Below are 25992 nucleotides of genomic sequence, written 5' to 3'. Positions count from 1 at the left end.
CGTCGCGCCCCCTAGTGATCATGGCTCGCGCCGGACTTCTCGATGTCCGCGCGAATGAGGAAGGCGCCGTCGACGACGTACTCCGTTCCGGGTTCGAGCCCGCCCAGCACCTCGGTCCACTCCGGGGTCCGGCGGCCGAGCTCGAGCATCCGCACCTCATAGGTGTCGCCCACCTTGGCGTAGACGACCTGGAAGTCCCGGAACGGCTGGATGGCCTTGGTCCGGACGGCGAGCGGGACTTCGCTCATCGCCACCTGAACCGTGCCCCGCACCCCGAGGCCGGGACGCCAGGCGCCGTTCTGCGACGGTAGATGGACGTGGGCGATCAGGGTCTGGCTGGTGATGTCGGCCGTCGGCAGGATGGCTTCGACCGGCGCGATGATCCGGTGATCCCCGGCGAGGGACAGCACCTCGACCCGCTGGCCCACCCGCACCCGTTCGGCGTCGCGCGGATAGAGGAAGAACTCGGCATGGACCTGGTTCGGGTCGCCGATGACCAGCATGGGATCTCCACCGCCGGTGATCGACCCGACGTTGGTGTTCTTGGCCATGATGACGCCGGAGATCGGCGCCGTGATCGAATAGGTCTGCAGGCTTTCACTGGACTCCACGCGCGCCACGACCTGACCGCGCCGGACGCGGTCGCCCAGTTCGACCGACAGGGCCATGACCCGACCGGGGTAGCGAGCATGGACCTCGCTCTGGCCCTCGGGCGTGATCTCGATCCGCCCCTGGAGCGGCAGCGACTCGCCCAGATAGGCTGACGCCGCGCGCTCAATGGTCACGCCGCCGGCGCGGGCGGCGTCCGGCGTGATGATCGTGCGCCCCTCGTAGGAAGGATAGGTCCAGCGATGCGACTGGCCCGCATGGTTGGCCGCAACCGCGACATCGAACGAATGCGGCTCGGTCACGACGGTCGGACTGGTCAGATAGTCCTCGGTCGCGGTGAAAGCGAAGCGATCGACCTTCGGCCCGAGGCGGGTCAGGACGATCGACGCCTGAACCTGGCGCGGATCGAGCGGCTTGTCCTTCAGATAGGGATAGAGGCGATACAGCGGCTCCGGCCCCTCCTCGAAGATGGTGATTTCTAGGGCGAAATCGCCGTCGCGCAGCATCCGGCCGTTGTGGGGACCACGCTCGTAGTCGCCGGCCTCGGTCTCGGCTTCGGCAGGGTCAGTGGCTCCGCCCTGGCCGCAGGCCGCGACGCCCACAGCCAGCGAGATCAGGGACACGGCGACCAGTCGCCGCGAGGGTGAGAAGCGGATCATGGTTGGGTCTCCGTGACGCCCACGAGGGGAGCGTGCGCGCCGGTCAGCCGGTCGAGGCGGGCGCGATCGATGTGGAATTGCTTGAGGACGGCGACCCGCCGGGCCCGCGTCTCGAGCAGGGCGCGCTGGGCGCTGATGACGTCGTTGTAGGTGAAGCCGCCGCGGTTGAAGCCCTCGCGGACGAGGGCCACGGCGCGCTCGGCTTGCGGCAGGGTTTCCTCCTGAATGCGGCGGGCCTCCAGTGCGCGCGAGGCGAGCTGGACCTGAAGCCGGGCGATCTCCCGTTCCCGCTCCTGACGCGCCACGGCCAGGTCGCTTTCGGCCGCGAGCCCTTCGGCGCGCGCCCGGTCGATCGCGCCCTGGTTTCGGTCGTATCGGCCGAGCGGAATGGATCCGCCGACGACCAGGCCGACGGCCCCGTCATCCCACAGGCTGCGGACGCCGACGCTGACGGTGGCGTCCGGCGTCGCCCGGGCCTGCTCGACACGCACGCGGGCGTCGGCGATCTCGCGCTGTGCCGTGAAGACGATGATGGGAGTCCTCGCTGCAAGGGCGGAGCCGTCGATTGGACGACGGTTGAATCACCTGATGATCTTAGGCCGTTCAGACCGAGCAGGACTGGGCCGAAGTCTGGCCATGGCACAAACTCTCCTCGACGAGTTGCGCCTGTGTTTGGTGACTCTCGTCGCTCGCCTTCCCGCCCGGCCGAAAGCCTTGCTCAAGGGTGTTCAGGCTGCGCCAGCTTCTGCGTCCGGGCCGTCGCGGCCGCGAGAAGTAAGCTTGAACGCATACTGGGAGAGAGTATATCAGCCCCTGGCGAGGGGCGACTGGATTTGGCGGGATCAGTGAAAACACCCTGCATAGACATCTGTGTGTTTGATACTGCGACGGGGTGGTGCGTCGGATGCGGCCGAACCCGTCCAGAGGTCGCGCAATGGCGAAAGCTGACGCCATTTCGTCGGAAAGCGATCGAGCGTGATCTCCCTCGTCGGACGGCCACCTTGGTCGCGGCCGCCGCGGCCACGAACTCGTGACCTGCACAGGCCGCCTTCCCGAAGGACGCCCGCCACCCTTGCCTCGATCCGGCCTCGACCTTCGTCATGCTGGCGCACAAGAACAAGGTACTCTAGGGGAGTATTCATGGCCCATACCATCGCCAACAAGCAGAAGATCACCGCCCGCGTCCGCCGCATCGTCGGCCAACTCAACGGGATCGAGCGCGCCATCGAGTCCGAGGTGAGCTGTTCGGCTGTACTGCAGCAGGTCGCCGCCGCCCGCGGCGCATTGGGCGGCCTGTTCGAGGAACTACTCGAAGACCACCTCCGTCAGCACGTCGCCGGCGCCCACCTGAGCGACGCGGACCGGCAGGCCGGCGCCGAAGAACTGCTCGCCCTTATCCGCCGCTACGCCCGCTGAGACCCCAGATGACCGCATTCGACACCGACCATTTGACGCACGACCACCGCTTTCTGGGGGCGTCGCACGACGCCAACGCCCGCAAGACCCTGTGGGTGGTCGCCCTGACCGCGGTGATGATGGTCGGCGAGATCGTGGCGGGGACGGTGTTCGGGTCCATGGCCCTGCTGGCCGACGGTTTCCACATGGCGACGCACGCCGGCGCGCTGGCTGTCGCGGCCGGCGCCTATGCCTACGCCAAACGCCATGCCGACAACCGCCGATTCAGCTTCGGCACCGGCAAGGTCGGCGATCTGGCCGGCTTCGCCTCTGCCCTGGTGCTCGGCATCGTGGCCCTAGGGATCGCGGGCGAGTCGGTGGGCCGGCTCTTCGATCCTCGCCCGGTCGCCTTCAGCCAGGCCACGCTGGTCGCCGTCCTGGGCCTCGCCGTCAATCTGGTCAGCGCCCTGCTCCTCGCCGGCGGCGGTCATCACCATCATCACCACGGCCATCACCACCTCCATGATGAGCATGACGATCACGACCAAAACCACCGGGACAACAACCTGCGCTCGGCCTATTTCCACGTCCTGGCCGACGCCCTGACCTCGGTGCTGGCGATCATCGCCCTGGTCGCCGGTCGTTACCTCGGGTGGGTCTGGCTCGATCCGCTGATGGGCATCGTCGGCGCGATCGTCATCGCGCGCTGGTCATGGTCCCTGATGCGCGACACCGCCGCCGTCCTTCTCGACACCACCGACCATCACGTCGAGGACGAAGTCCGCGAGCTGGTGGAAGGCCCCGGCGACGCGCGGATCACCGACCTGCACGTCTGGCGCGTCGGTCCGGAAGCGCATGCGGCTATCGTCAGCGTCACGGGCACGGTGGCTGCAGAGACTGTCCGCACACGTCTTCGACCTGTGCATGAGATTGGGCACCTGACTGTCGAGTGTCGGTAGAAGCTCCAGGGCCTCTTGATCCTCTAGCGACTTGAGCATGCATGCTGCTAGTGAGAGCCAATCTCACGAACAGGATGCCACCATGTCGGCGACGCTTCGTCTCCTCCTCATACTCGCGCTTCTGCTGGGCGCCGCGATGCCCCAGCGCGGCGCGGCCCAGGAGGCGACCCCCGGGGCGGAAACCGCTTGGCGGCTGCTGGACTACATCGCCGTCGACTATCCGGGCGCCGTCTCCGACGGCCGGGTGATCAGCGAGGCGGAGTACGCCGAGATGCGCGAGTTCTCGACCTCGGTGCGCAGCCGCATCGCTGCGCTTCCGGCGCACGAGGCCCAGTCCCGGCTACTCGCCGGGTCGTCCGTCCTGATCTCGGCGGTCGAGACTCGCGCGGCGCCGGAGACGGTCGCGCGACAGGCGCGAAGCCTCGCCGAGGATCTCCTCGCCGCGTATCCGACGCCCCTCGCGCCGCAGTCTATCCCTGACCTGCCGCGCGGCGCGGCGCTCTACGCCGAGCAATGCGCCGTCTGCCACGGGGCGACCGGCCGGGGCGACGGACCGGGGGCGGCCGGGCTTGAGCCGCCGCCGATCGCCTTCACCGATCGCGACCGCGCCCGCGAGCGCAGCCTGTTCGGCCTCTATCAGGTGATCGGCCAAGGCCTGGACGGCACCGCCATGCCCAGTTTCGCCCACTTGTCGGCCGAGGATCGCTGGGCCCTGGCCTTCTACGTCGGCGGCTTCGCTTACGCCGACGACGCGCCCCGCGCGGGCGAGCGCGCCTGGCGCAACGACCCCGACGTGCGCGCCGCCGTGCCGAACCTCGAGGCCCTGACCCAAGCTACACCGGCGACGTTGGCGTCCCGCCTCGGAGAGCCGCGGGCCAATGAGGTGGTCGCCTATCTTCGCAGCCATCCGGAAGCGCTTGCGGTCGGGGGCGCGGACGGGCTCGATCTGGCGCGCCGCAAGCTCGGCGAGAGCCTGGCGGCGTATCGCGCCGGCGACGCGCGGAAGGCCGAGGAGCTGGCTCTCTCGGCGTATCTGGACGGTTTCGAGCCGGTGGAGCCCCTGCTGCGGGCCCGCGACGGCGAGCTGATGGCGCGCATAGAGGCCGCGATGGGCGAGCTCCGCGCCAGCCTCAACCGCCGGGCCCCGACCGATGAGGTGGCCGGACAGGTCACGGCCCTGAGCGGATTGTTCGACGAGGCCGGCCGGGCTCTCGCGCCATCCGAGGCCTCGGCCCTGTCGACCTTCCTCGGCGCCTTCACCATCCTGCTGCGCGAGGGGCTCGAAGCCCTGCTGATCGTGATCGCGATGGTCGCCTTCCTGCGGAAGGCCGAGCGCCAGGACGTCCTGCGCTACGTCCACGGCGGCTGGGTCGCCGCTCTCGTCGCGGGGGCCGCCACCTGGGCGGCGGCGACCTGGCTGATCGCCATCAGCGGCGCGAGTCGCGAACTCACCGAAGGCGTCGGCTCGCTGGTTTCCGCCGTCGTGCTCCTATCCGTGGGCGTGTGGATGCACGGCAAGGCCCAGGCCGGCGCGTGGCAGGCCTACATTCGCGACAAGTTGTCGGCCGCCCTGTCGAAGCGTTCGGCCTGGTTCCTGTTCCTGCTCGCCTTCATCGTCGTCTATCGCGAGGTTTTCGAGACCATCCTCTTCTACGCCGCCCTATGGAGTCAGGGGACCCAGGGCGCCCTGCTCGGCGGCGCGGCGCTGGCGGTCGTCTGCCTCGCCCTGATTGGCTGGGGCCTGCTGATGTTCAGCAAGCGGCTGCCGATCTCGCAGTTCTTCGCCTACAGCGCCCTGCTGATTGCGGCCCTGGCCGTGGTTCTCGCGGGCAAGGGCATGGCCGGACTTCAGGAAGCGGGAGTCGTGGACATCCGTCCCCTCGCCGCCCTGCCTCGCGTGGAAATCCTCGGCCTCTTCCCGACCTGGGAGGGCCTCGCGGCCCAGTTACTCGCGCTCACGGCGGTCGTTATCGGCTTCTGGTGGGCGGACCGGAAGAGCCGGGCCGAGGCCGAGGTCTAGGACGAGCGCGGCGAATGATCGAAAACCCCCATTGATCCTCCAGTGACTAGAGGATGCAGCATGAAGCCTGATCCTGGAGGCTTCATGACTCGACCTGCATCCCCGGCTGAATTCACTCCGGCCCTCGGACATCCCAGCCTCACCGGCCTGTATGACGCCGCGATCGCGCTGATGACGCGCGAAACCGTCTGGCGGGCGGCTCTCGTGGCGCAGCTCGCGCCGCGCGACGGCGAAATCATCGTCGACGTCGGCTGTGGCACCGGCACGCTCGCGACCCTGATAAAGGTCGCAGCACCCGGGGCCGAGGTGATCGGCATCGACCCCGATCCGGAGGTGCTGGACCGGGCCCGCGCCAAGGCCCTCGGGCGCGGCGCTGACGTGGCGTTTCTTCAGGGCTTCGCCGGCCTGGTCGCGAACCTCGTCGGCCGGAACCGGGCGGACAAGGTCGTGTCCAGCCTTGTGTTTCACCAGGTGCCGATCGACGGCAAGCGCGCCGGATTGGTGTCTATTCACGCCGCCCTCCGGCCCGGCGGTGAACTGCACATCGCCGACTACGGTTGGCAGCGAACGGCGTCGATGCGGCTTCTCTTTCGCCAGGTCCAGGCCCTCGACGGAGTCGAGAACACCCGGCTGAACGCCGCCGGCGGGCTGCCCGACCTGATCGCGGAGGCCGAATTCGAGGGCGTCGAGGAACGGGCGGTGATCGCGACCGCCACGGGTTCGATCTCCCTGTATCGGGCCGGAAAGCCGCGCAGCTGCTCTGCGCTCACCATCCAGGAGACTGGGCATGCCTGATCGGAACCGCGCAGCCGCCCCCTCCGCCGTTCGGCAGTTTGGCGGACGAGCGGTCCGACTGGCCGCCGTGGTCCTCGCGATCGGTGTGGCCGGGGTCGATCAGCTTGCCAAGGCATGGGCCCGCACCCTGACCGCGCCGGTCGAGATCGCGCCCTTCCTGAACCTCCACCTGAGCTTCAATCGCGGCGTCACCTTCGGCCTCTTGTCGGCGGACGGCGAAGCCGGACGCTGGCTGCTGGTGGCGCTCACCGGCGCCGTCGCCGCGGCGGTTCTGGTCGCCGCCTGGCGCACGCGACGCCTGGCTCCGGCGCTTGCGCTCGGCGCGGTCGCCGGCGGCGCCCTCGGCAACATCGCGGACCGCATCCGCCTGGGCGCGGTGACGGACTTCATCGATCTGCACCTCGCCGGCCGCCACTGGCCTACGTTCAATCTGGCCGACAGCGCGATTGTGATCGGCCTCGCGCTAGTCCTCTTTGACGCATCGCGGCGATCAGCGCAGACGGAGGCTCCACCTTCAACGCCTGGCGAAAGGCGGCCACGGCCGTGAGCATTCCCCGAATTCCCCCGCGGGACGTGACGCTCCCGCTCCTGGCCGATCCATATCGCTTCGTTTCAAAGGAGAGCGCTCGACTCGGCTCGGATGCGTTCGAGACCCGCCTTCTGTGCAGAGGCACGACATGCCTCAAGGGCGAGAAAGGGGCCGCCCTCTTCTACGACGCGGAGCGCTTTCGACGCGAGGGTGCGATGCCATCGCCCATCCGCAAGACGCTGCTGGGCGAAGGCGGCGTCCAGGGCTTGGACGGCGAGGCTCACCGACACCGCAAGGCGATCTTCATGGGCTTGACGCAAGCTGATCGCGTCCGGGCCCTGGGAGCGCGCGTTGAGGCGGAATGGATTGAAGCCGCCGAGCGTTGGCTGCGCGCCGGCGCCACGATACGTCTGTACGACGAACTCGCCACCATGCTGACGCGCGCCGTGTGCGCCTGGTCGGAAACCCCGCTGCCCGAGGCCGACGTCCAGCTGCGGGCCGGTCACCTCAGGGCGTTGTTCGACGCCGCAGGAGCGCGCAATCCGCGCCATTTCTGGTCTCGGCACGCCCGACGCAGGGTGGATCACTGGCTGAAAGGCGTGATCGAAGACGTTCGTGAAGGTCGGCATCGACCCGCGGAGAATACGGCGACGTTCGCGCTGGCTCACGCGCGGGATCCAGGCGGAACCCCTCTAGCGGCCGAGGTCGCGGCGGTCGAACTGGCCAACATCCTACGCCCGACCGTGGCGACCGCTGTTTACGTCGTGTTCCTCGCCCATGCCTTGCATACGCAGCCGGAGGCGGCGCGGGCCGCGACCCAGAGCTTGGCGGCGCGTGACGCCTTCATCGAAGAGATTCGCCGCTTTTATCCGTTCTTTCCCTCGCTCGTCGCGACAACCCGGCGAGACTTCGTCTGGGAAGGCCTGAGCTTTCCCGAGGGGCGTCAGGTGATCCTCGATCTCTACGGGACGAACCACGACGCCAACGCATGGCCGGACCCGGAAATCTTCCGGCCCGCCCGGTTCGCGAACCGCCCACCAGGCGCGTTCGATTTTGTACCTCAAGGCGGGGGCGATCATCTGACCGGGCACCGCTGCCCAGGTGAAGGCATCGTCCACGAGATACTGATGCGCTCGTTCGACGTCCTCACCACACGCCTTCGCTACGAGGTCCCAAAACAGGACCTGCGTCTGAATCTCCGTAGGTTGCCGGCCCTGCCCCGGAGCGGGTTCTTCCTACGACCGCTGGACTTGGCCCGTTCCGGGTGAGAACGAACTGCAGGCCGGTCGGCAGCCGTAGTGATCGCAAGGTTTCAAGACGCCGATACGCCGACCTTCGCGGCCGGACTCCCCCTATCGCCGGACATCGCCCTTCCAAGTGTGTTCAGACGCCCGCGCGATCTCGCGCCGCCATGCCAAGGGCTGGCCGCCGGGCGGGTGGGTCTTACGGCGCCTCGCAGCATCGACAGATCAACCTCGCGGGTCGCGATCGGGTGTGTTCGAGGGCCACCCGAGCTTCGGGACGGACCCGGCAAGGCCCTCCTGAACCAGGTCGGCGTTAGCCTCGGCCTTGCGGCGTATCCGCCATCAGGCCGCCTCCTGCCCGCCTCCGGAGTCCTCGTGAGCGTCTCTCAGGATTTCGAGCCCGCCCTTGACCGCAATGCCGGCGACGACCAGCCCGACGACGAGGTCGGGCCATGCCTGATCGAGCCACAGCACGAACCCGCCAGCGACAAGGATGCCGCCGTTCGAGGCGAAGTCGTTCAGGCTGAAGGTCTCGGCGGCTCGCATGTTGACGTCATCCTTGCGTGTGCGCCGCAGCAGGGCGAGACAGATCAGGTTCACGACCGCCGCCACCAGCGCGAGCGCCATCATTGTCCAGCCGATAGGCTCCGTCCCGAACCACCAGCGCCGCCCGACGTCGATCAGCACCCCGAGGGCGAAGAGCAACAGGAGGACGCCCGAGGTGCGGGCCGCTCCCCGCTTCCAGGTCGCCGCGCGCCCGACAGCCAGGAAACTGATCAGGTAGACGGCTGCATCGGAGGCGTTGTCGACCGCGTTCGCCAGCAGCGCGCTGGAGTCGGCGACCAGGCCGGCCATGCCGAGGCCCAAAAACAGCAAGGCGTTGAGAATCAGGACCACGAGCAGGGTTCGGCGCTGCTCGCGGTCCTCTGACGTCATCTTAGTCAATCGTCCATTCCTTCCGACGCGCGGTGTCGAACCGCCTTGGCGGCGAATGTCGGCAACACCAGCAGAGTCAACGCGGTGGCGGTCAGAAGGCCGCCGATGACGACCGTCGCCAAGGGCTTCTGCACCTCGGCACCCGCCCCGTGCGCCAGGGCCATGGGGATGAAGCCGACAATGGCGACGAGAGCGGTGGTCAGAACCGCGCGCAAACGGCTCGACGCCCCCTCGATCGCGGCCTCTCTGGGCGGAAGCCCGGCCGTCAGACGTTCCCGGATGGCCTGCATCAGCACCAGGCCGTTGAGGGTGGCAACGCCTGACACCGCGATGAAGCCCACCGCGGCCGACACCGAGAAGGGCATGCCGCGCAGCAGCAAAGCCAGCGCCCCGCCGATCAGGGCCAGCGGCACACAGGCGAACACCAGCCCGGCTTCAGCGAAGGAGCCAAGCGCCAGGAACAGCAGCACCCCGATCAGGACGAAGACGATCGGAATGACGATGCTGAACCGTTGCTCGGCGCGCTTCAGGTTCTCGAATTGGCCGCCCCAGTCCAGGTAGACGCCGGCGGGAAGATCGATCTGCGAAACACGGTCCTGCGCGTCCGAGACGAAGCCGCCGAGATCGCGTCCACGCACGTTTGCCTGCACCACCATGCGTCGGCTGCCGTTCTCCCGGCTGATCTGGTTGGGCCCCTCGGCGGTTTGGATGCGCGCGACCGCCGACAGCGGCACGATGACTCCGGTATCGGCCACAATAGGAAGCGCCGCCAAGGCGGCGGGGCTGTTCCGGGCGTCATCGGGCAAGCGGACGACGACATCGAAGCGGCGATCGCCTTCGAAGACATGCCCCGCCTCGGCGCCGCCGACGCCGGCTGAGACGGCCGCGCTGACGTCGGCGGCGGAAAGACCATAGCTGGCGGCGGCGGTGCGATCGACGCTGACCGTCAGGGTGGGCAGGCCGGTGGCCTGCTCGCTCCGGACGTCGGCCGAGCCGGGTGTGCCGCGCAGCGCTTCCGCGATTTGGTCGGCTACTCGTTGCAGCGTCGCGGGGTTGTCGCCGTAGATGGTGACCGCAAGGTCACTCCTCACCCCGGAAATCAATTCGTTGAAGCGCTGTTGGATCGGCTGGCTGAACTCGAACGCGTTTCCAAGCTGCCCCTTCGCTCTGGTTTCCAGGCGCTCGACGAGTTCCTCCTTCGGCAGACCTGGCTCGGGCCAGTCAGCTCGGTCTTTCAGCATGATGATGGCGTCCGAGACGTTCGGCGTCATCGGGTCGATCGCGACCTCGGCTGTCCCGGTCCGCGAGAAAACGGAGCGCACTTCCGGCTCCGTAAGCAAGGCACGCTCCAGGCTCTGTTGCATCGACAGGGACTGTTCCAACGAGGTGGCCGGCGGCTTGACCACGAACATCGACACATCGCCTTCGTCGAGCGTCGGGATGAACTCGCGGCCCAGGGACATGAAGGTGACCGCTCCCACGCCGAGGGTCGCTGCGGCGGCGATCAGCACGATCTTGGGCCGCGCGACCGCCGCCTTGATCGCCGGCTCGATGAACCGTCTCGCGAACCGTAGGATCCGGGTCTCATGTTCCCCGACATGACCATCGGGGCCGACATGGACCGTCTTGGGATCGCGCACGAGCAAGGCGGTCATCGCGGGCACGAAGGTGAAGGAGAAGATGAAGGCCCCGATCAGCGCCAGCATGACGGTCGCGCCCATGGGCTGGAACGTCTTGCCCTCGACTCCTTCCAGCATCAGCAGCGGAGCGAACACGAGAAGGATGATGAGTTGGCCGAAGGCGGCGGGCTTGACCATCTGACGCGCGGATTGCACCGCGACGTCCAGGCGTTCGCGGCGGGTCAGCATTCGGCCCGCGGAGGCTCGGCGCTGGTTCAGCATCAGGAGGGTGTTCTCGATCACCACGACCGCGCCATCGACCATCAGACCGAAGTCGAGAGCGCCCAGGCTCATCAGATTTCCGCTGATGCCGAACCGGTTCATGCCGATGACGGCAAACAGGAAGGACAGCGGGATCATCAGGGCGGTGATGGTGGCTGCACGAATGTTGCCCAGCAACAGGAATAGGACGACCACAACCAGCAGCGCCCCCTCTGTCAGGTTCCGGGCGACGGTCGAAATGGTCGAATTCACGAGTTCGCTGCGGTTCAGCACCGGCGTCGCGACAATGCCTGGGGGCAGGCTGTCGTCCACCACCGCCAGCCTCTCGGCGGCGGCCTGGGCGACGGTGCGGCTGTTGCCGCCCGAGATCATCAGGGCCGTGCCCAGCACCGCTTCATGGCCGTCCCGGCTGGCACCGCCCAGGCGCGGGGCCTGGCCGATCTCGACGGTCGCGACATCGGCGACACGCACCACCAGACCGCCGCGATTGACGACCGGCGCCTGAGCCAGATCGTCGATGGTCAGGGCCACGGCGTCGGTGCGCACCACCAGGGCTTCGCCTGCTCGCCGAATGTAACCGGCGCCTGCCTGGGTGTTGGCGCGCTCGACCGCTTCGACCAGATCGTCGAGGCCGAGGCCATAAACGGCAAGCTGTGACGCATTGGGCCGGACCGCGTATTCCTTCACATAGCCGCCGATCGTATCGACGCCGGCAAGTCCGGCGGTGGTGCGCATCTGCGGCGCGATGATCCAGTCCTGGACCGTCCGCAAATAGGTGGCGCGCTCCTGCGGCGTTGTCAGCCTTTCGCCTTCGGGCGTCAGATAGACCCCACCGGCTTGCCAACCTGGCTGCCCAGGGCGCGACAGGGTCTTGGTCGTGAACGGCACATAGTCCACCGTCCACATGAGGACCTCGCCCAGGCCCGTCGTGATCGGCGACAGACCCGGCTCGACGCCCTCCGGGAGCCCTTCAGAGGCTTCAGCAAGCCGTTCGGCGACCTGCTGACGGGCGAAATAGATGTCGGTCTGGTCGGTGAAGATCGCGGTGATCTGGCTGAAGCCGTTGCGCGACAGCGACCGCGTGCTGGTCAGGCCGGGTATGCCCGCCAGAGCCGTTTCTAGCGGATAGGTGACCTGCCGCTCTATCTGCTCGGGCGCGAGGGCGGGGGCGACGGTGGTGATCTGCACCTGACGGTTGGTGATGTCTGGAACCGCGTCGATCGGCAGCTTGGTCAGTTCGAACAGACCCAGCCCCGCGACGAGGCTGACGGCGATGACGACGAACCAGCGGAACCGGACCGACGCTTCAATGATGGCTTTGAACATGTGCTGCGTCTCTAGTCGTCGTCGCCCGCCTCGCCCTTGGCGAGTTCGGCTTTGAGGAGGAAGGCGTTGGCTCCGGCGATGCGTTCGGCCCCGGTCAGACCGCTCAGGATTTCCGTCCGGTTCCCAGCCTCGCGACCGACCAGAACGGGCGCGGTGCGGAAGCCTTCGGCGGTGCGGACGAAGACGACGCTCGCGCCCTCGACGGTCTGGATGGCTTCGGACGGCACGGTCAGGCCGCCAACGGCTTCGCCGGTGACGACGCTGCCGGACACCGCTGAACCTGCGGGCGGCAGGTTGCCGCCAGCCGGGCGGGCGCGAATGACGGTTCCGCCGCTGTCCGCCCCGGCCCCGGGGGCGACGCCGGTCACGACAGCATCGAACTCCCCCGCTGGTCCTTGCACCCGCACTGACGACCCGGCGCGGACCTGGGCCGCCAGCGCCGGCGGCGCGTTGAAGACGATCTCGACTCGCGCCGGGTTGGTGATCTCCGCGATCACGCCGCCCTGCGCGGCGAACCCTCCTGGACCGACCTGAACGCTGGTGACGACGCCGGAGATGGGGCTCGCTACACTGAGGCGGCCGGACGAATTGGGCGAGCCCGCGGCCCAAGCCCTGGCGCGGGCGGCCCGCGCGCTGGCCTCGGCGCTCAGGGACTGGGCCCGCGAGGTCTCTACATCCTGCCGAGCCACCACGCCGGCTTGCTCCAGGCTGCGATCACGCTCATAGGCGCGTCGGGCCGCGTCGGCCGAAGCCGCGGCGGCGTCCGCGTCCGCGCGATAGGTTGCGGCGTCACCGCTGACGAGGACGGCCAGTGGTTGGCCCGCACGGACCGATTGACCAGGCACCACCAGAACCCGCTCGACGCGACCGCCGACGCTGGCGGCAACGGCCGCCCTGCCATCGACCATCGGTTCGACCCGGCCGGAAAGACGGGTCTCGCCTCCGCCTCCACGGGTGACAGCGACAACCGATATGTTCGCGGCGGCGGTCTGGGCCGCCGTCAGGACGACGACACCCTCCTCGCCTCCGGCTCCTCCGGCGTGCCCTTCCTCGCCCTCGGCCTGTTCTGCTCCCACCGACGCCGGCGGGTCAGACGGTGAGCGGGTCATCACGAAGATGCCTGCGCCGCCCAGAACGACGGCGGCACCGGCGCCGGCCATCAGCCAGGTCTTGTTCATCTGCGTGCGTTTCATTGCGGTGCTCCAAAGGGGGCGCGGCCTTGCAGGCGCGCGAGATCGATTTCCGCCCGGACCCGCGCCAGGCGGGCGTCCACGGCGGCGTTGCGAGCGGAGATCAGGGCCGTGCGGGACGACCGCAATTCCAGTTGCGAGATGCGGCCCGCCTCGAAGCCGATCCGGGACAGGCGATAGGCCTCCTCGGCGGCGGCGATCCCCGCGTCCGTGGCGGCGACGCGGCTGGCCGAGGCCCGCAGGCGCGCTTCGGCCGCGTTGCGGTCGGCCTCGGCCTCCTGCCGCGCGCCCATCAGTCGAGCATCGGCCGCCCTGAAATCCGCGTAGGCCGCGTCGATGTTGCCCCGGTTGCGATCGAACAAGGGCAATGGAAGACTCAGTCCGAAGGTCAGGGCGGTCGCGTCCTCGGCTTCGTAGCGACGCACGCCGACAGAAGCGCGGAGGTCAGGCCGGGCGCGAACCCGTTCCACCTCGATCCGGCTTTCGGCGGCCGCGCGCTCGGCCTCGGCCACGCGTACCTGCGGTGTCGCGCCAGCCGTCAAACCCAGGGCGGGGGGCACCAGGTCGATCAGGCTGGTGTCGATCGACGTGACCGGCGCCGGCAGCATCGCCACTGCCGTCAGCCGGGCAAACGCCGCGTCGCGTTCGGCCTTGGCTTCATCCAGCGTTGCGCGCGCCGCAGCGGCTTCGCTCTCGCCCTGGATGCCTCGCAGCAACGGCTCGCGCCCTTCTTCGACAAGGATCAGCGCCGCGCGGGTATCGGCGATGGTCACGGCCAGCGCCTCTTCGGCGAGCCGGAACCGCCGCTGAGCGGCCTCCGCCTCGGCGTAGGCCAGAGCCAGCCTGCCCCCAGCCTCGACGGTCGCCAGATCACGCCTCAGTCCGGCCGTGCCGGCATCGGCTTTCGCAACCGCAACGCGGGCGCCACGACGACCCCAAAGTTCGAGGTCCTGCGTCAACGACAGCGTGGTCTCGGCATTGTCGTAGCCCGAGAAGGGGCCCGTGCCGAAGGCGTTCTCCGCCTCAAGCCCCAGCTCTGGATTGGGCCGAACCCGAGCCTGCCGAACACGAGCCTCGGCCGCGTCGAGGAGCGCGTCGGCCTCTAGGGTCGTCGGTGTCAGGCCGATGCGTTCGAGCAGCGCCTCGAATGAAGGCGTCGGATCGGCCCACGCCGGACTGCCCAACGCGGTTGCGATCGCAACCAGGGCGCAGCCCGCCGCGATTCGCGGCCGGCGACGAAAGGGGGATGACATGTGAGTTTCCCGAAAGGTTGACGATGAGATGCGCGGGGGCTGCGCGCGGTCCCGTCAGCCTTGGGGAGGCCGATCCAGTCCGGTGGGCGCCGACGACACAAGAAAATCCACCGGGGGCATGCGCCGATGCCGACGACTTGCCGTCGACGCAAGGCCAAGCTCGGGTTCATCGATGGCGACCGCGCCGATGTGGTGGCAGCATAGGCAATGCGAGCAGATCGCCTGCTGATCCGATCGGCCGGCGTCATCCGAATCAGACGGCGCCTCAGCGATCGTCTCCGATGCACGGGTCATGGTTTCCGAGGCGCAGGTCGCGGCTTCCACGGTGGAGACCAGCACGAACAGGGTCAGGAACGAGGCGAACAGCGCCGTCATCCAACCGTGTCTGACCGAGATGAATCCCATGGCCCCGCATAACACGCACGGCCGCCGCTTCAATCGCGCCATTGTCGCAAGGCGGGTCTGCGGTCCTTGCGCCAACTCCGATCGTCTGGCCGGGCTTGCGGGCCTCACGCGGCGTCTCGCAGTTCCTGCTGCGACTGGCGGATGATCGACCAGGCCGACTGCAAGAAGACCAGGGCGAGGACGGCGCCCGCGATGAGGTCAGGCCAGCGCGAGGCGGTCAGCCAGACCAGGCCGCCGGCCGCCGCGACCACTAGGCTTTCGATCAGGTCGTTGCGCGTGCACAGCCACACCGAGCGCACGTTGGCGTCGCCGTCGCGGTGGCGCACGAGCAGGAGGGCGGCCGCGGCGTTGGCGAGGAAGCCCAACAGCCCGAGACCAGTGATCACCGCCCCCTCGGGCGGGGCACCCGACAGGGCCCGCCATACCGCGAAGCCCAGGATGAACGCCGCCAGAAGCGCCAGGCTCGCGCCCTTGAGGAGCGCCGCGCCCGAGCGCACCCGGACCGACTTGCCGATGGCCCACAGGCTGATGGCGTAGGTCGCGCTGTCGGCGAGGAAGTCGAGGGCGTTGGCGCCGAGGGCGGCCGAACCCTGGATCATCGCGCCGCCCGCGACCGCCAGGAAGGCCGCCGCATTGATCGCGATCACCGACAGGAGGATGCGGCGATAGGCGGGCGAGGCGCCGTCGAACTTCACCGGCGCGCCGCAGCCGCAGCCCGCGGCCGGGGGACGGTCCGAGATCAGGGGTTCGGTCATGGCGGCTCCAACGATCCTTGGATGACCCTTGTGCATTCTCTAGCCTTTAGAGGATCAAGCGCCTATTTTCAGAATTATGTCAGCCCGCCCCGCCCTCTCTCCGCTTCGCACGATCGGCAAACTGTCGGCCGCCACGGGCGTCAAGATTCCGACCATCCGGTTCTATGAACAGATCGGTCTCCTGCACCAGCCGCCCCGCACCGCGAGCGACCGCCGCCTGTATGACGACACCGCCCTGCGACGCCTGTCGTTCATCCGCCATGCCCGCCAGCTGGGATTTGATCTGGACGCCATCCGATCGCTGCTTGATCTGTCCGATCATCCGAACCGGCCCTGCGACGAGGCCAACGTCATCGCGGAGCGGCACCTTGCGGACGTCAGCGAGAAGATCGCCCAACTTCAAGCGCTGCGGAAAGAATTGGCGCGCATGACGACCGAGTGCGCCGGCGGCCAGGTGTCGGCGTGCAAGGTGATCGAAGTGCTACATGACCATAGCCCCTGCGCGGACGGGCATGGCGGAGCATCTCCCAGCCGGTTCTGATCCTGAGCCGAAAACGAAGATTCGAGCCATGCACTGGCTGGATCGACATCCGTAACCGAACTCGCTTGACCTTTGGCGCGCCGGTTCTCGGCGCACGCTTCTCAGAACCCGAAATCGATCTGCTCCGGCGACGCTGACGGTTTGCGGCGGCGCCGGCGGGGCGGCTCCGCCGTCGAGGTCGCCTGACTTCCGATCGCGCGCGACGCCTGCGGCGGCGCTACAGGTGTGGGAGCCGATCGCGGCAGGCCCGGCAGGCGCGGCGCACGGGCGGGTCTGCGAACCTTGAAGGGCGCGCCGCCGGCGCTGCGGGCGGTCTTCCAGGCCGTGAGCTCACTCTCCCACCAGCCGACCCGGCCTGGAGACAGCTGAACGGGTTTCGGGAAGTCCCCCGCGCGCTGGAGGCGCCAGGCCGTCGAACGGCTGAAGCCCACCAGATCATGCACCCGGTCCCAGGACAGCAGGCGGTCGGAACGACCGCCCGCCTCGACCGGCTCCCCATCCACGATGAAGCTCATGACGATCCTCTTGGGAACCGGTCGGCCTCGGCGCCCAGGATGGCGCTCAGCAGCTCTGCGTCATTCGCCGCATCGACCACGTCTCGACCCGACCAGGCCAGCAGGACCGCCTTGAGCGCGAAGCTTGCGGCGGGATCGGCCAGGACACTCGCGATGGTCGGGCGATCGGACGCCATCCGCTCTCCCCTATCCACGACGACGCGCCTGCGCCGCCGCCGGCGCGCCCGTCCGCACGGCGGTGATCTGCCGTTGCGCCCAGTCGCGCAGCAGGTCTCTCGGATAGAAGGGTTTGGATCTGATATGCCGGCACGGCGGGCCGCCGGATCCGGTCGACCACATCCTCGCCAGGCTCGCCGGCTTCAGCCGTATGCCGAGTTCGGCGAGATAGACCGAGGCCTCGTTCCGGGTCAGCAGATCGGCCTGCGGAGCGGGGCCTTCGAACGCGGCTAGGACGTCGGGCTCCGTCATCATCGTCCCTCCGGCCGGCATTGGCGCGCGTTTCGCGGCCCCTGCCCCGCGGTCAGGGCCAGATAACAGTCGATGACCAGCGATACGTACTGGCGGGTTTCGGTGATATCCGGAATCCGGCCCAGGCGAGCGACCCGCGACGGCCCCGCATTGTAGGCCGCCAGGGCGAGCCGGAGGTCTCCAAAGCGGAGGATCTGCCGCGCGAGATAGTCGGCGCCGCCCCGCAGGTTTTCGGCGGGATCGAACCGATTCCTCACGCCCAGCTCGACGGCCGTCGCGGGCATGAGCTGGGTCAGCCCGCCGGCGCCGACCGGCGAGACCGCATCGGGCCGGTAGCCCGACTCCGTCAGAACCAGGGCGTGCAACAGCTTCTCGTCCAGACCATGCGCGGCGGCCGCACGCGCGATAGCCTCCTGAAACGGTTGATCCAGCGGCATGAGCCGAGGCAAACCGATTTCGCCGTCGACAGGGGCGGGATCGGCTTGCGCAGGCGCGCGGCCGAAGAGGTCGCCGCCCGCCGCGCGCCAATCCACCGCCTGCGCCGCGGCCGATCCGCTCCCCGTCAAAAGACAGGCGGCGCCGGCGACGAACGCCGCGATCGTGTGTCTCACCATGTCAGAACCTCCCGATAGACGCCGCTCACCACGGTCCGATCCACCGGCCCGAAGTAGCGGCTGTCGAAACTCCCGGCCGTGTCACCGAGCAGAAACAGTTCACTGGGCGCGAGCCGGCGGCATCCCGACCAGTTGGGAAGCGGCGCGCCCCGCCGGTCCCGGGCGAATACGGCGTAGTCACCGACGGGGGTCCGCACGCGCCCGTCTCGCGCGCAGACCGCGTCGCCGCCGACCGCGCCAACCCGTTTGATCAGGACGACCTCTTCGGGCATGCTCAGACTGGCGAGGTAGGCCCGACCTTGTTCCGGCTGAGGTACGGCCACAATGGCCCCTCGCTCGATCCCACCGCCGAGGCTGCGGGCGTAGAGGCCTCGCGGAAGACTCGGGCTCTCGTTGATCAGGGCCAGGGCGGGACCCTGCCGGGCTGCGAGCGCCAGGCCTCCCAAGGCGATAAGCGCGACGCCCGGCCCGATCCAGCGGCGAAGGGTCGGCGGCGATCTCATGGGCGATACGGCTCCAGGATCAGGTCGCGCGTGACCATCACGCGCACCGGCGCGCCGGCGCGCAGACGGATCGAAGGCCGGACCTCCAGTTCCCGGTCGATCAGGCGTCCGCCGACGCGGGCCCCTTCGATCGACGCCGCGTCGCCGGCGTCGCCCAGCAGGCCGCCGGAGCCGTCGTCGTCGCGGGCGATCTGGCCCAGGGTAGTGATCGCCCCGGCGAACAGGGTTCCGACCAGGAGCGGGAACAGGCGTCGGTCGACCGATCCCCGCACTCCGACGGCGCCCTGGGCGTCGACCCCGGGCTCGCCGGCGAGGACGAGGCTCTTGCCGTTCGGCAGGATCAGCCGTTCCCAGGTCAGGAAGGCGCGGCGATCGCCGTAGGCGCTCTCGCCATCGTGTCGACCGATCAGGCGGGTCCCCTGGGGAATGACCAGATGCCTCCCGCTGACAGAGTCGTAGATGTTCTGGGTCACGCTCGCGACGACCGGCCCGGCGCGAGCCGTGTCCACGGCCGTGAGCAGGGCCGCGGGTATCACCGCCCCGGCCTTCAGTTCGTAGGGAGACAGAGGCGCGGTCAGGACATGGCCGTTGTAGGTCGCGCCGTAGTCGGCCGCGCGACCCGGATCCTGGGAGTCGCCCCGGGACGATGGGGCGGCGTCCGCCGAGGCGACGCCGCCATCCTCCGCGGCGAAGAACAGGCCGGAACGCGCCGCCAGGTCGACGGGGCGCGGGCCGCGCGGCGCGATCGGCTGGGCCGGGCGATAGACGGGCGGCTCCGCCGGCGAGGCAAGTGAGTCCGCCGCCGGCTTCGGATTGGGCGGCTCGCCGCCGACGCGCGGTTCGGGCAGGCGATCATAGGTGGCCGGCTGATCGGTCACCGCCTCGGCCGGGCGGACCGCGCCCCGGACATCATCCACGCGCGCCTCGGCGGCGCGGTCGCGGGCGTTCTCCCGCAATTCCGGCTGCACCACGAAGGCCCAGGCGAGCGACCCCGAGACCAGAACGGCGCCCCCGATCACCATGGTCTGGACGACGGACTTCCTCAGCCTCACGGCGGATGGCCGCGGCGCGCGGACAGACAGACCTGGCGCGGCCTCCTTGGGCGCCGATGTCCCACGGCGTCTGGCGGCCTCTCCGGAAGCCGACGGTTCAGAATGCAGGTGTTCGGTCATGGCCGCGTTCCTTCCAGACGGCGGATTCGGACGATCTGCGGCCGTCGGTCGCCGAGCCGCAGCTCGGCGCGGTCAAAGACCCGGTCGACCACGTACAGGCCGCCGACCTGGCGGTAGTTGGTCAGCTGGGGCTCGCCGTCGGCGGCGATGACGAACAGAGCGGGAGCCTCGTCGACCTGGAGATCAGGCTCGAAGGCGATGAAGGTGCGCCGCCCGTCGTTGAATACGGCGTTGGGGGTCCAGCGCGGCCGGCGGCCCTGCGGCTCCACCCGATAGCGGGCGTCCAGCGGCCCCTCGGGCATGACGACGGGATCGGGAACGCGCGTTTCCGCGCGAAGGGCGCCTGCGTCCGACGGCGCGAAGGCCGGCGTCGGCGTGTCCCAGGCCACCGCCGTGTTGAAGGCGTCGGGACCGCCGCTCTTCAGGTCGATCAGATAGACCCGCTGGTTGGTGGTCAGGACCAGGTTGGTCTCCAGACTGCGTTCGAGCGGCTTGAGCATGACATGGACCCGGCGCTGCGCTCCTTCCCCGGACACGGCTTCGCCGATCTGCCAACGCACGGTGTCGCCCGCCGCCTTGGCGGTCAGGGTCTCGCCCTCGCCGAGCGTCAGGGTCGTGACCCGCAAGGGCGCCGTCCAGACTTCGAAGACCCGGCCCGGCGACCAGACGAAGACCTGCATGCCGCCCTGGAAGGCATCGGACCGCGACGGCGCGGCCGCCGCGTTGTTGGCGGCCGCGATCGCCTCGCGGCCGGTCGCGGCCGGGGAAGGATTCGGGACGCCGGCGTTCTCGTCGACGACCGCCAGATAGGGTCGGGCGGTCGGACTCAGGGGCGGCGGCGGCGCGGGCTCGGCCGCCCTGTCGGTCGGCTCCGGCGCAACGGACGCCGCAGGCGTGGTTGCGTCGATCAGGCTGACGGCGGGCGTCTCGCCCCGGAAGACGGCGCAGCCGGACAGGAGCAGGCCGGCGCCCGCCAGGATCAGGAAGCGTCGGGAGTCCATGAGATATCCTCGATTTTCAGGCCCAGGGGGTTGCGCATCAGTTCCGCCTCCGTCCTCGGCGGCTGAACCCCGGTCGTGATCAGAGCGCGCCACCGCTCCGTTCCGGCCTGCTGGCCGTTGACGAAGCGCGTCTCCCGCCACTGCAGGTCAAAGGTTCGCTCCGACCGTTTGACAACGTTGAGGATTTCGACGTTGACGGCTTCGCGGCCGACCTCGGCGAAGGGGTCGTGCGACTGAGCCCAGGCGTTCAGAAAGGCGGCCGCCCGCGGGCTCAGCAGGTCGTAGGCCCGCAGCCAGTTCTGGCGGATGACGATCGGATCGATCGACTTGGAGCGGACTTCGCGGATGAAGGTCGCCAGGGCGTGGCCGATCTGGGCCTCTGTGGGTTCATAGCGTCCGCCGATGGCGGTGATCCTCTGGGTTTCGCCCCAATCCGAGACCTCGACCACGAACGGCTTGACCACGGCGCGCTCGGCCTGAACCCACCAGCCGACCCCCAGGAAGGCGGCCAGCCCGAGGTTGGCCAGCGCCATCCGCCGCCAGTTCCGGGCGTGCGCCAGAGACAGGCCCATGCGGTCGTCCCAGAGCTGGCCCGCCCGCTGATAGGGCGTGGAGTCCGGAGCCGCGGCCATTGCCCTCTTGGGTCGGAAGAACGGATGCATGTCAGGTCTCCTCGGTCTTCAGGTTCGGCGACAGGACGCCGCTGGTCTCGCTGGACGGCAGCAGTCCGCGTCCGGCGTTGGCGATGAAGAAGGCCTGCAGCGCCGCCGCGCGCGCCGGCGGCCGACCGGCGCGGGCGCCCTGCCCGGCCATGGCGCGCTGGAACCCGGCGCGGGCCGCCTCGGTCTCCCGCGCGATCGTCGCGGCGGGCCGTCCGCCGCGGGGATCCCAGGCCCCTTTCGCCGACGTCGCGCCCGACAGAGCCGATGGACCGTCCCCCGCGCCGCTCACAACCTCGGGATCCCACGCCAGGGCGGGCTCGGCGACCCCGGCGGGCGGGGCGCCTTGCGGGATCGATCGTGAGGAGGCTCCACCGGCTCGTGGCGAAGGATTGTCGTTGGACGGCGTCGGCGGGTGTGGTCCTCGGCCGGGTCCCGGCGTCGGCGGCGCAGGCGAAGCGGGAGGCCGGCCGCTTCCAGCGCCCGCCGCGGCCTTGGCCGCCCCCCCCAGGCGGGACGCGCCGCCCGCAGCCATCGCCCCGACGCCGGCGACGGCCGCCCCGGCCAGCGCCCCCGCGCCGCCGACGGCGAGACCGCCCGTCACCGCCGCGCCGGCGCCCAGCGCCGGCCCGCCCGTCACCAGGGCGGAGGCCAGGTTAGGGATGAAGATCGCCAGCATGGCCAGCAGCAGCGCGGCCACCAGAATGGTCAGGGCTTGGTAGATGTCGGGGTTGGCCGAGGGCTGAAGCTGATCGAAGATCGTCCGCGCGCCAGACACCACGATGGCCAGGGCGAGGACCTTGAGACCGGACGAGACGACGTAGCCGAGCGGCCGTTCGGCCAGGAAGGCGGTCTTGTTCCAGATGCCGAACGGAAGCAGGACGAACCCGCCCAGGGTGACGATCTTGAACTCCAGCAGGGAGACGATGATCTGCAGCGCCAGCACGGCGAAGGCCAGCATGATGCCGATCATCGCCACGCCCAGGATCAGGGCGTCGGTCAGGTTGCCGACCACGTCGAGCGGGTTGTCGACCGGCGCCGGGGTCTCGCCCAGGGCTTTGACGATCTCCCAACCCTGCTGCAGCACGGCGCCGGGGTTCAGGAACTCCGCGCTGGACAGGGAGCCGCCGCCCGCCGTGAGGCCGAGTTCGAGGAAACCGGCGTAAATCGTCTCGGACAGTTGCTGCCAGTCGTTGATCAGCCACGCGAAGGCGCCGATCAGCAGGACCTTGCCGAAACCCGCCGCCAGAACCTCCCGGTTGGAGGACAGCGCCCACTGAATGCCGGTCAGCGCCACCACCAGGACGATCAGCAGGCCGAAGACGCCGTTGACCGCGCCCTGAAGGGCGTCGAAGCCGGCCGAGACGGTGTTGGAGAACACCACCATCAGCTCATTCGGCGTCTCCATGCTGACCGTGCCCACGACAGTCAGTCCCTGGCGCGCGAGAACGGATCGAAGGCCGGCGCCGTAGGCGTCGATCCGGTCGCGCCCCAGCGGCGGCGGCGCGCCTCGTCGCCGGAGGCCCGGTCCGCGGCGTCGCGCGCCGTCGCCTCGGCCATGAGGCGGGACTGCGCCAGCATGATGGTGCGCAAGGCCGCGAGATCCTCGGCCAGGACCGCCAGCAACTGGTTGGTGGACTGCACGGCGGCGGTCTGGCCCTGGGCGGCCTGACTGGCGCCCAGGGCGCCGGCGATGCGGCCTGTCCGCCCCGCCCCGAGCCGCTCGAGTTCGGCGGCGGTGCGGGCGAGATCTTCGGCTGTCCGGCGGGCGTTGACCGTGCGGGCCTCGCTCTGCTCCAGCAGGCGCAGGGCGTCCGTCCCGGTCAGGTCGTCGGGATAGAGGCTCTCGAACTGCCGCTCCAGGCCGCTGACCGAGGACGCCACCCCGCGCACGGTGCGCGCCAGCTCGGCCATGTCGCGCAAAGACTGATGGCTTCCCGTGAGATGGCTGTAGGGCGACGCCGCCAGGCTGCGCGCCTCGTTGGCGAGGCTTTCCAGCTGCCGGGCGGCCTGAAGGGCGTTCTCCAGATGATTGCGAGGATCGAACACGACCTGCTGCGCCGCGGCGGGTGCGGCCGTCGCCAGGGCGACGGCCGCGAGTGCGGGCAGGACCGCCCTACTCCGCCGCGAGCGGTCGGGCGAAGGCGTCGAAAACGGAATCCACATTCTGCACTCCCTTGGCTTTGAGGAATTCACGCGCGAAGGCGGTCTCGCCGGATCGGGCGAGGACGTCGTCGATGAGGGTCTGGTCTTCGGGCGAACCCGCCCCGCACAGCGCCAGGGCCACGCCGGTGAGGCGCAGATCGAACAGCCGCCGCCCGCGCGGCTGGCGCCAGTAGTAGGCGCGCTTGGGCGTCGCGAAGGCGATCAGCTCGAGCTGGCGCCGGTTCAGGCCGAAGCCCCGGTAGAGGTCCGCCGAGGACGGCTCCATGGCGCGTGGATTGGGCAGGAAGACCTGCGTCGGACAGCTTTCGATGAGGCTGGAGGCGATCGAGGACGACGCGACGTCATCGAGGCTCTGGGTGGCGAACACCACGGCGACCCGCTTCTTCCGCAGCGTCTTGAGCCATTCCCGGATCTTGGCCGCGAAGGCCGTCTCGCCCAGGAACAGCCAGGCCTCGTCCAGGACGAGAAGCGTCGGCCGTCCGTCGAAACCCTGCTCCAGCTCATGAAACAGCGCCGAGAGCACAGGCGCCACGGCGGACGGCGTGGCCATGAGGGTCTCGAGTTCGAAGGTGTCGAAACGGCTCGACCGCAGCGCCGCCCCGTGGCCGTCCAGAAGGGCGCCGTGGGGGCCGTTCAGGGTCAGCGGGCCCAGGGCGGCCGCCACCGCCCTGTCCTGCACAAGGGCGCAGAACACCGTCAGCGTCCGCTGCCCGACCGGCGCCTCCGCCAGGGCGGTCAGCGCCATCCAGATTTCTTCCCGGATCCGGGGCGTGGGATCCAGGCCGGCGAGGCGCACCGTTTCGGCGATCCATTCCGACGCCCAGGCGCGCTCGTCGTCACGCTCGATCCGGGCCAGGGGTTGCAGGGACAGTCCCGACCCCGGCTCTAGCGACCGCCACCGTCCGCCCGCCGCGAGCGTCGCCGCCCGGGCGGAGCGGCCCTTGTCGAAGAAGACCACCCGGGCCTCGGGATACCGGAACCACTGGAGCGCCAGGAAGGACAGAAGCGCGCTCTTGCCGGAGCCCGTCGGCCCCACGACCATGGCATGACCCACGTCCCCGACATGGAGAGCCAGCCGGAACGGTGTCGAGCCGGTCGTCCGGGCGGTCGCCAGGGGAGGTCCTTCGAGGCAGGCGTCCCACGGCGGACCCGCCCAGACGGCGGACACCGGCAACAGGTCGGCCAGGTTCAGCGTCGACAGCAGGGGCCGCCGCACATCGGCGTAAGGTTCGCCGGGCATGGAGCCGAGCCAGGCCTCGACCGCATTGAGGTCTTCGATCCGGGCGACCAGACCCTGGGCGTTGAGGGCCGCCTCGATGGCCCGGGCCTTGGCCATGGCCCCCTCCTCCGACCCGTCGAGGACCGAAACCGTCAGGGTCAGATAGCCGAAGGCGCAGGCCTCGGCGCCCAGCGCCGCTAGGGCGCCGTCGCATTCCTCGGTCTTGGAGGCGGCGTCCGTGTCGAGAAGGGGCACCTCCTCCTTGGTGATGGCCTCGCGCAGCAGGACGCCGACGCCCTTGCGCTTGGCGAACCAGCGCTTGCGCAGCTTGACGATCTCCCGCTCGGCGTCGGGCTTGTCGAGCCCCAGCCAGCGCGCCGTCCAGCGATAGTCGAACGGCAGGGCGCCAAGCGCATCCAGGAGCCCGGGCCGGGTCACCGACGGCAGGCCTCGCACCGAGACCACCTTGAGCCAGAGGTCGCCCAGACGCGGCGCGACGCCGCCGGTCAGGCCGGCATCCGCCAGCCAGCCGTCCAGGAACATCGGGGATTCCGGCGGCCGCACCGGAAAGGGTCTCGGGGACACGCAGCCGTGCAGCCAGGTCAGGAGGTCCGCGTCGTCCAGCCGCGCGATCTCGGGCAGGCCGTCGGCGAGCAGGTCCAGGGTCGTGTCCACCTCCCGCCCGAAGGCGGCGAGGGCCTGGCGCCAGTCCTGACCGGCCTTCTGCAGGCCATCGAACAGCCAGCGCTCCAGGCGCCGGGCTTCGTCGGCCGGCGGCAGCCAGGTCAGCGCAAGCCGGAAGTCGGTTTCGAAAGCCGGGTCGGCGCTCTCGAACCGGCTGCGGCGCTCCGCGTCGAGGAGCCAGGCGACATCGATGTCGAAGTCGCTCTCGGGATAGGGCGCGGCCACCCGGCGGCGCGCCTCGACGTGCAGGCACCAGCCCGACCCGAGCCGCCGCAGGGCGTTGTTCAGCCGGGCTCGGACGGCCATCAGTTCGTCTTCGGTGGAGGACTCCAGGTCCGGCCCCCTGAAGCGGAATCCGGTCAGGAACGACCCGTCCTTGTTGAGGACCACGCCCGGGGCGACCAGCGCGGCCCAGGGCAGATGATCCGCCAGGGCGGCCGGACGTCGGCGATGTTCGTCGAGGAACCGCATGGC

General features: G+C 69.6%; 27 protein-coding genes. 8 read left to right on the top strand and 19 right to left on the bottom strand.

Features of this window, described 5'->3' with window-relative positions:
* Window positions 1–11 precede the first annotated feature (11 nt).
* Both ACETK8_RS10620 and ACETK8_RS10615 read right to left on the bottom strand, forming a co-directional pair.
* The gene (locus tag ACETK8_RS10620) at window positions 12–1268 is read right to left on the bottom strand and encodes an efflux RND transporter periplasmic adaptor subunit (RefSeq protein WP_289648153.1); all 1257 of its coding nucleotides are present in this window, start codon (window positions 1266–1268) and stop codon (window positions 12–14) included.
* A complete protein-coding gene (locus ACETK8_RS10615; protein WP_374035973.1) occupies window positions 1265–1759 on the bottom strand; it encodes a TolC family protein in 495 nt (164 codons plus the stop codon). Before ACETK8_RS10615 ends, ACETK8_RS10620 begins: the two co-directional genes overlap by 4 nt.
* Window positions 1760–1936: 177 nt before the next feature.
* Between ACETK8_RS10615 and ACETK8_RS10610 the strand changes: the two genes are divergently transcribed.
* From ACETK8_RS10610 to ACETK8_RS10580, 7 genes are all read left to right on the top strand, one after another.
* Window positions 1937–2302: a DUF1289 domain-containing protein gene (locus ACETK8_RS10610; protein ID WP_308446948.1), complete on the top strand. Its 366-nt coding sequence runs from the start codon at window positions 1937–1939 to the stop codon at window positions 2300–2302.
* A 106-nt stretch (window positions 2303–2408) separates the two neighbouring features.
* Window positions 2409–2684, top strand: a complete 276-nt coding sequence (locus ACETK8_RS10605; protein WP_289648150.1) for a metal/formaldehyde-sensitive transcriptional repressor — start codon at window positions 2409–2411, stop codon at window positions 2682–2684.
* An 8-nt stretch (window positions 2685–2692) separates the two neighbouring features.
* A complete protein-coding gene (gene dmeF / locus ACETK8_RS10600; protein ID WP_289648149.1) occupies window positions 2693–3622 on the top strand; it encodes a CDF family Co(II)/Ni(II) efflux transporter DmeF in 930 nt (309 codons plus the stop codon).
* 82 nt (window positions 3623–3704) lie between these two features.
* Window positions 3705–5642, top strand: a complete 1938-nt coding sequence (locus ACETK8_RS10595; RefSeq protein WP_289648148.1) for an FTR1 family protein — start codon at window positions 3705–3707, stop codon at window positions 5640–5642.
* A gap of 60 nt (window positions 5643–5702) precedes the next feature.
* Complete coding sequence (locus ACETK8_RS10590) at window positions 5703–6437, top strand: class I SAM-dependent methyltransferase (RefSeq protein ID WP_289648147.1); 735 nt, start codon at window positions 5703–5705, stop codon at window positions 6435–6437.
* Between the two features lie 67 nt (window positions 6438–6504).
* A complete protein-coding gene (gene lspA, locus ACETK8_RS10585; protein ID WP_289648145.1) occupies window positions 6505–6984 on the top strand; it encodes a signal peptidase II in 480 nt (159 codons plus the stop codon).
* Window positions 6981–8234, top strand: a complete 1254-nt coding sequence (locus tag ACETK8_RS10580; protein ID WP_289648143.1) for a cytochrome P450 — start codon at window positions 6981–6983, stop codon at window positions 8232–8234. The genes lspA and ACETK8_RS10580 overlap by 4 nt, the downstream gene beginning before the upstream one ends.
* A gap of 318 nt (window positions 8235–8552) precedes the next feature.
* Here the strand turns inward: ACETK8_RS10580 and ACETK8_RS10575 are convergent, their stop codons facing one another.
* From ACETK8_RS10575 to ACETK8_RS10550, 6 genes are all read right to left on the bottom strand, one after another.
* Window positions 8553–9146, bottom strand: a complete 594-nt coding sequence (locus tag ACETK8_RS10575; protein WP_289648244.1) for a cation transporter — start codon at window positions 9144–9146, stop codon at window positions 8553–8555.
* A gap of 5 nt (window positions 9147–9151) precedes the next feature.
* A complete protein-coding gene (locus tag ACETK8_RS10570; protein ID WP_289648140.1) occupies window positions 9152–12373 on the bottom strand; it encodes an efflux RND transporter permease subunit in 3222 nt (1073 codons plus the stop codon).
* A gap of 11 nt (window positions 12374–12384) precedes the next feature.
* Window positions 12385–13566, bottom strand: coding sequence for an efflux RND transporter periplasmic adaptor subunit (locus ACETK8_RS10565; protein WP_289648137.1), 1182 nt, complete (start codon window positions 13564–13566; stop codon window positions 12385–12387).
* Window positions 13563–14816, bottom strand: coding sequence for a TolC family protein (locus tag ACETK8_RS10560; protein WP_289648136.1), 1254 nt, complete (start codon window positions 14814–14816; stop codon window positions 13563–13565). Before ACETK8_RS10560 ends, ACETK8_RS10565 begins: the two co-directional genes overlap by 4 nt.
* Before the next feature lie 54 nt (window positions 14817–14870).
* The gene (locus ACETK8_RS10555; RefSeq protein ID WP_374035972.1) at window positions 14871–15191 is read right to left on the bottom strand and encodes a hypothetical protein; all 321 of its coding nucleotides are present in this window, start codon (window positions 15189–15191) and stop codon (window positions 14871–14873) included.
* Between the two features lie 134 nt (window positions 15192–15325).
* A complete protein-coding gene (locus tag ACETK8_RS10550) occupies window positions 15326–15976 on the bottom strand; it encodes a cation transporter (RefSeq protein WP_289648133.1) in 651 nt (216 codons plus the stop codon).
* Between the two features lie 76 nt (window positions 15977–16052).
* On the opposite strand from ACETK8_RS10550, the gene ACETK8_RS10545 reads away from it, so the two are divergent.
* A complete protein-coding gene (locus ACETK8_RS10545; RefSeq protein WP_289648132.1) occupies window positions 16053–16517 on the top strand; it encodes a MerR family transcriptional regulator in 465 nt (154 codons plus the stop codon).
* Window positions 16518–16618: 101 nt separating this feature from the next.
* Here ACETK8_RS10545 and ACETK8_RS10540 read toward each other — a convergent pair whose 3' ends face one another.
* The 11 genes from ACETK8_RS10540 to trbE all read right to left on the bottom strand — a co-directional run bounded on the left by ACETK8_RS10540 (window position 16619) and on the right by trbE (window position 25989).
* The gene (locus tag ACETK8_RS10540) at window positions 16619–17032 is read right to left on the bottom strand and encodes a helix-turn-helix transcriptional regulator (protein WP_289648130.1); all 414 of its coding nucleotides are present in this window, start codon (window positions 17030–17032) and stop codon (window positions 16619–16621) included.
* Window positions 17029–17208 (bottom strand): hypothetical protein, encoded by a 180-nt coding sequence (locus tag ACETK8_RS10535; protein ID WP_183217382.1) that lies wholly within the window; start codon window positions 17206–17208, stop codon window positions 17029–17031. Before ACETK8_RS10535 ends, ACETK8_RS10540 begins: the two co-directional genes overlap by 4 nt.
* Window positions 17209–17218: 10 nt before the next feature.
* Window positions 17219–17500 (bottom strand): hypothetical protein, encoded by a 282-nt coding sequence (locus ACETK8_RS10530; RefSeq protein WP_183217438.1) that lies wholly within the window; start codon window positions 17498–17500, stop codon window positions 17219–17221.
* Window positions 17500–18114, bottom strand: coding sequence for a lytic transglycosylase domain-containing protein (locus ACETK8_RS10525; protein ID WP_183217384.1), 615 nt, complete (start codon window positions 18112–18114; stop codon window positions 17500–17502). Before ACETK8_RS10525 ends, ACETK8_RS10530 begins: the two co-directional genes overlap by 1 nt.
* Window positions 18108–18617 (bottom strand): S26 family signal peptidase, encoded by a 510-nt coding sequence (locus ACETK8_RS10520; protein ID WP_183217386.1) that lies wholly within the window; start codon window positions 18615–18617, stop codon window positions 18108–18110. Before ACETK8_RS10520 ends, ACETK8_RS10525 begins: the two co-directional genes overlap by 7 nt.
* The gene (locus ACETK8_RS10515; RefSeq protein WP_374035971.1) at window positions 18614–19669 is read right to left on the bottom strand and encodes a TrbI/VirB10 family protein; all 1056 of its coding nucleotides are present in this window, start codon (window positions 19667–19669) and stop codon (window positions 18614–18616) included. The genes ACETK8_RS10520 and ACETK8_RS10515 overlap by 4 nt, the downstream gene beginning before the upstream one ends.
* A gap of 116 nt (window positions 19670–19785) precedes the next feature.
* Window positions 19786–20790 carry a TrbG/VirB9 family P-type conjugative transfer protein gene (locus tag ACETK8_RS10510; RefSeq protein WP_289648127.1) on the bottom strand — a complete coding sequence of 335 codons (1005 nt, stop codon included), beginning with the start codon at window positions 20788–20790 and terminating at the stop codon, window positions 19786–19788.
* Entirely contained in the window at window positions 20769–21422 is a 654-nt protein-coding gene (trbF, locus tag ACETK8_RS10505; RefSeq protein ID WP_260171213.1) for a conjugal transfer protein TrbF, read from the bottom strand. The genes ACETK8_RS10510 and trbF overlap by 22 nt, the downstream gene beginning before the upstream one ends.
* Window positions 21423–21453: 31 nt before the next feature.
* Window positions 21454–22872 (bottom strand): P-type conjugative transfer protein TrbL, encoded by a 1419-nt coding sequence (trbL, locus tag ACETK8_RS10500; RefSeq protein WP_374035970.1) that lies wholly within the window; start codon window positions 22870–22872, stop codon window positions 21454–21456.
* Between the two features lie 5 nt (window positions 22873–22877).
* Entirely contained in the window at window positions 22878–23615 is a 738-nt protein-coding gene (locus tag ACETK8_RS10495; protein ID WP_289648515.1) for a conjugal transfer protein TrbJ, read from the bottom strand.
* Window positions 23566–25989, bottom strand: a complete 2424-nt coding sequence (gene trbE, locus ACETK8_RS10490) for a conjugal transfer protein TrbE (protein WP_289648513.1) — start codon at window positions 25987–25989, stop codon at window positions 23566–23568. Before trbE ends, ACETK8_RS10495 begins: the two co-directional genes overlap by 50 nt.
* Between the last annotated feature and the right edge of the window lie 3 nt (window positions 25990–25992).

The sequence above is a fragment of the Brevundimonas staleyi genome (assembly GCF_041893865.1).
GTDB classification, from domain to species: domain Bacteria; phylum Pseudomonadota; class Alphaproteobacteria; order Caulobacterales; family Caulobacteraceae; genus Brevundimonas; species Brevundimonas staleyi.
This window is presented reverse-complemented; position numbering and strand designations above follow the sequence as displayed.

What these genes read in the sequence shown, in the direction of transcription:
- ACETK8_RS10620 (WP_289648153.1), bottom strand. Translation starts at nt 1,268, where the DNA reads ATGATCCGCTTCTCACCCTCGCGGCGACTGGTCGCCGTGTCCCTGATC.
- ACETK8_RS10605 (WP_289648150.1), top strand. Translation starts at nt 2,409, where the DNA reads ATGGCCCATACCATCGCCAACAAGCAGAAGATCACCGCCCGCGTCCGC.
- dmeF (WP_289648149.1), top strand. Translation starts at nt 2,693, where the DNA reads ATGACCGCATTCGACACCGACCATTTGACGCACGACCACCGCTTTCTG.
- ACETK8_RS10595 (WP_289648148.1), top strand. Translation starts at nt 3,705, where the DNA reads ATGTCGGCGACGCTTCGTCTCCTCCTCATACTCGCGCTTCTGCTGGGC.
- ACETK8_RS10590 (WP_289648147.1), top strand. Translation starts at nt 5,703, where the DNA reads ATGAAGCCTGATCCTGGAGGCTTCATGACTCGACCTGCATCCCCGGCT.
- ACETK8_RS10575 (WP_289648244.1), bottom strand. Translation starts at nt 9,146, where the DNA reads ATGACGTCAGAGGACCGCGAGCAGCGCCGAACCCTGCTCGTGGTCCTG.
- ACETK8_RS10570 (WP_289648140.1), bottom strand. Translation starts at nt 12,373, where the DNA reads ATGTTCAAAGCCATCATTGAAGCGTCGGTCCGGTTCCGCTGGTTCGTC.
- ACETK8_RS10565 (WP_289648137.1), bottom strand. Translation starts at nt 13,566, where the DNA reads ATGAAACGCACGCAGATGAACAAGACCTGGCTGATGGCCGGCGCCGGT.
- ACETK8_RS10560 (WP_289648136.1), bottom strand. Translation starts at nt 14,816, where the DNA reads ATGTCATCCCCCTTTCGTCGCCGGCCGCGAATCGCGGCGGGCTGCGCC.
- ACETK8_RS10555 (WP_374035972.1), bottom strand. Translation starts at nt 15,191, where the DNA reads ATGACGGCGCTGTTCGCCTCGTTCCTGACCCTGTTCGTGCTGGTCTCC.
- ACETK8_RS10550 (WP_289648133.1), bottom strand. Translation starts at nt 15,976, where the DNA reads ATGACCGAACCCCTGATCTCGGACCGTCCCCCGGCCGCGGGCTGCGGC.
- ACETK8_RS10545 (WP_289648132.1), top strand. Translation starts at nt 16,053, where the DNA reads ATGTCAGCCCGCCCCGCCCTCTCTCCGCTTCGCACGATCGGCAAACTG.
- ACETK8_RS10540 (WP_289648130.1), bottom strand. Translation starts at nt 17,032, where the DNA reads ATGAGCTTCATCGTGGATGGGGAGCCGGTCGAGGCGGGCGGTCGTTCC.
- ACETK8_RS10535 (WP_183217382.1), bottom strand. Translation starts at nt 17,208, where the DNA reads ATGGCGTCCGATCGCCCGACCATCGCGAGTGTCCTGGCCGATCCCGCC.
- ACETK8_RS10530 (WP_183217438.1), bottom strand. Translation starts at nt 17,500, where the DNA reads ATGACGGAGCCCGACGTCCTAGCCGCGTTCGAAGGCCCCGCTCCGCAG.
- ACETK8_RS10525 (WP_183217384.1), bottom strand. Translation starts at nt 18,114, where the DNA reads ATGGTGAGACACACGATCGCGGCGTTCGTCGCCGGCGCCGCCTGTCTT.
- ACETK8_RS10520 (WP_183217386.1), bottom strand. Translation starts at nt 18,617, where the DNA reads ATGAGATCGCCGCCGACCCTTCGCCGCTGGATCGGGCCGGGCGTCGCG.
- ACETK8_RS10510 (WP_289648127.1), bottom strand. Translation starts at nt 20,790, where the DNA reads ATGGACTCCCGACGCTTCCTGATCCTGGCGGGCGCCGGCCTGCTCCTG.
- trbF (WP_260171213.1), bottom strand. Translation starts at nt 21,422, where the DNA reads ATGGCCGCGGCTCCGGACTCCACGCCCTATCAGCGGGCGGGCCAGCTC.
- ACETK8_RS10495 (WP_289648515.1), bottom strand. Translation starts at nt 23,615, where the DNA reads ATGTGGATTCCGTTTTCGACGCCTTCGCCCGACCGCTCGCGGCGGAGT.
- trbE (WP_289648513.1), bottom strand. Translation starts at nt 25,989, where the DNA reads ATGCGGTTCCTCGACGAACATCGCCGACGTCCGGCCGCCCTGGCGGAT.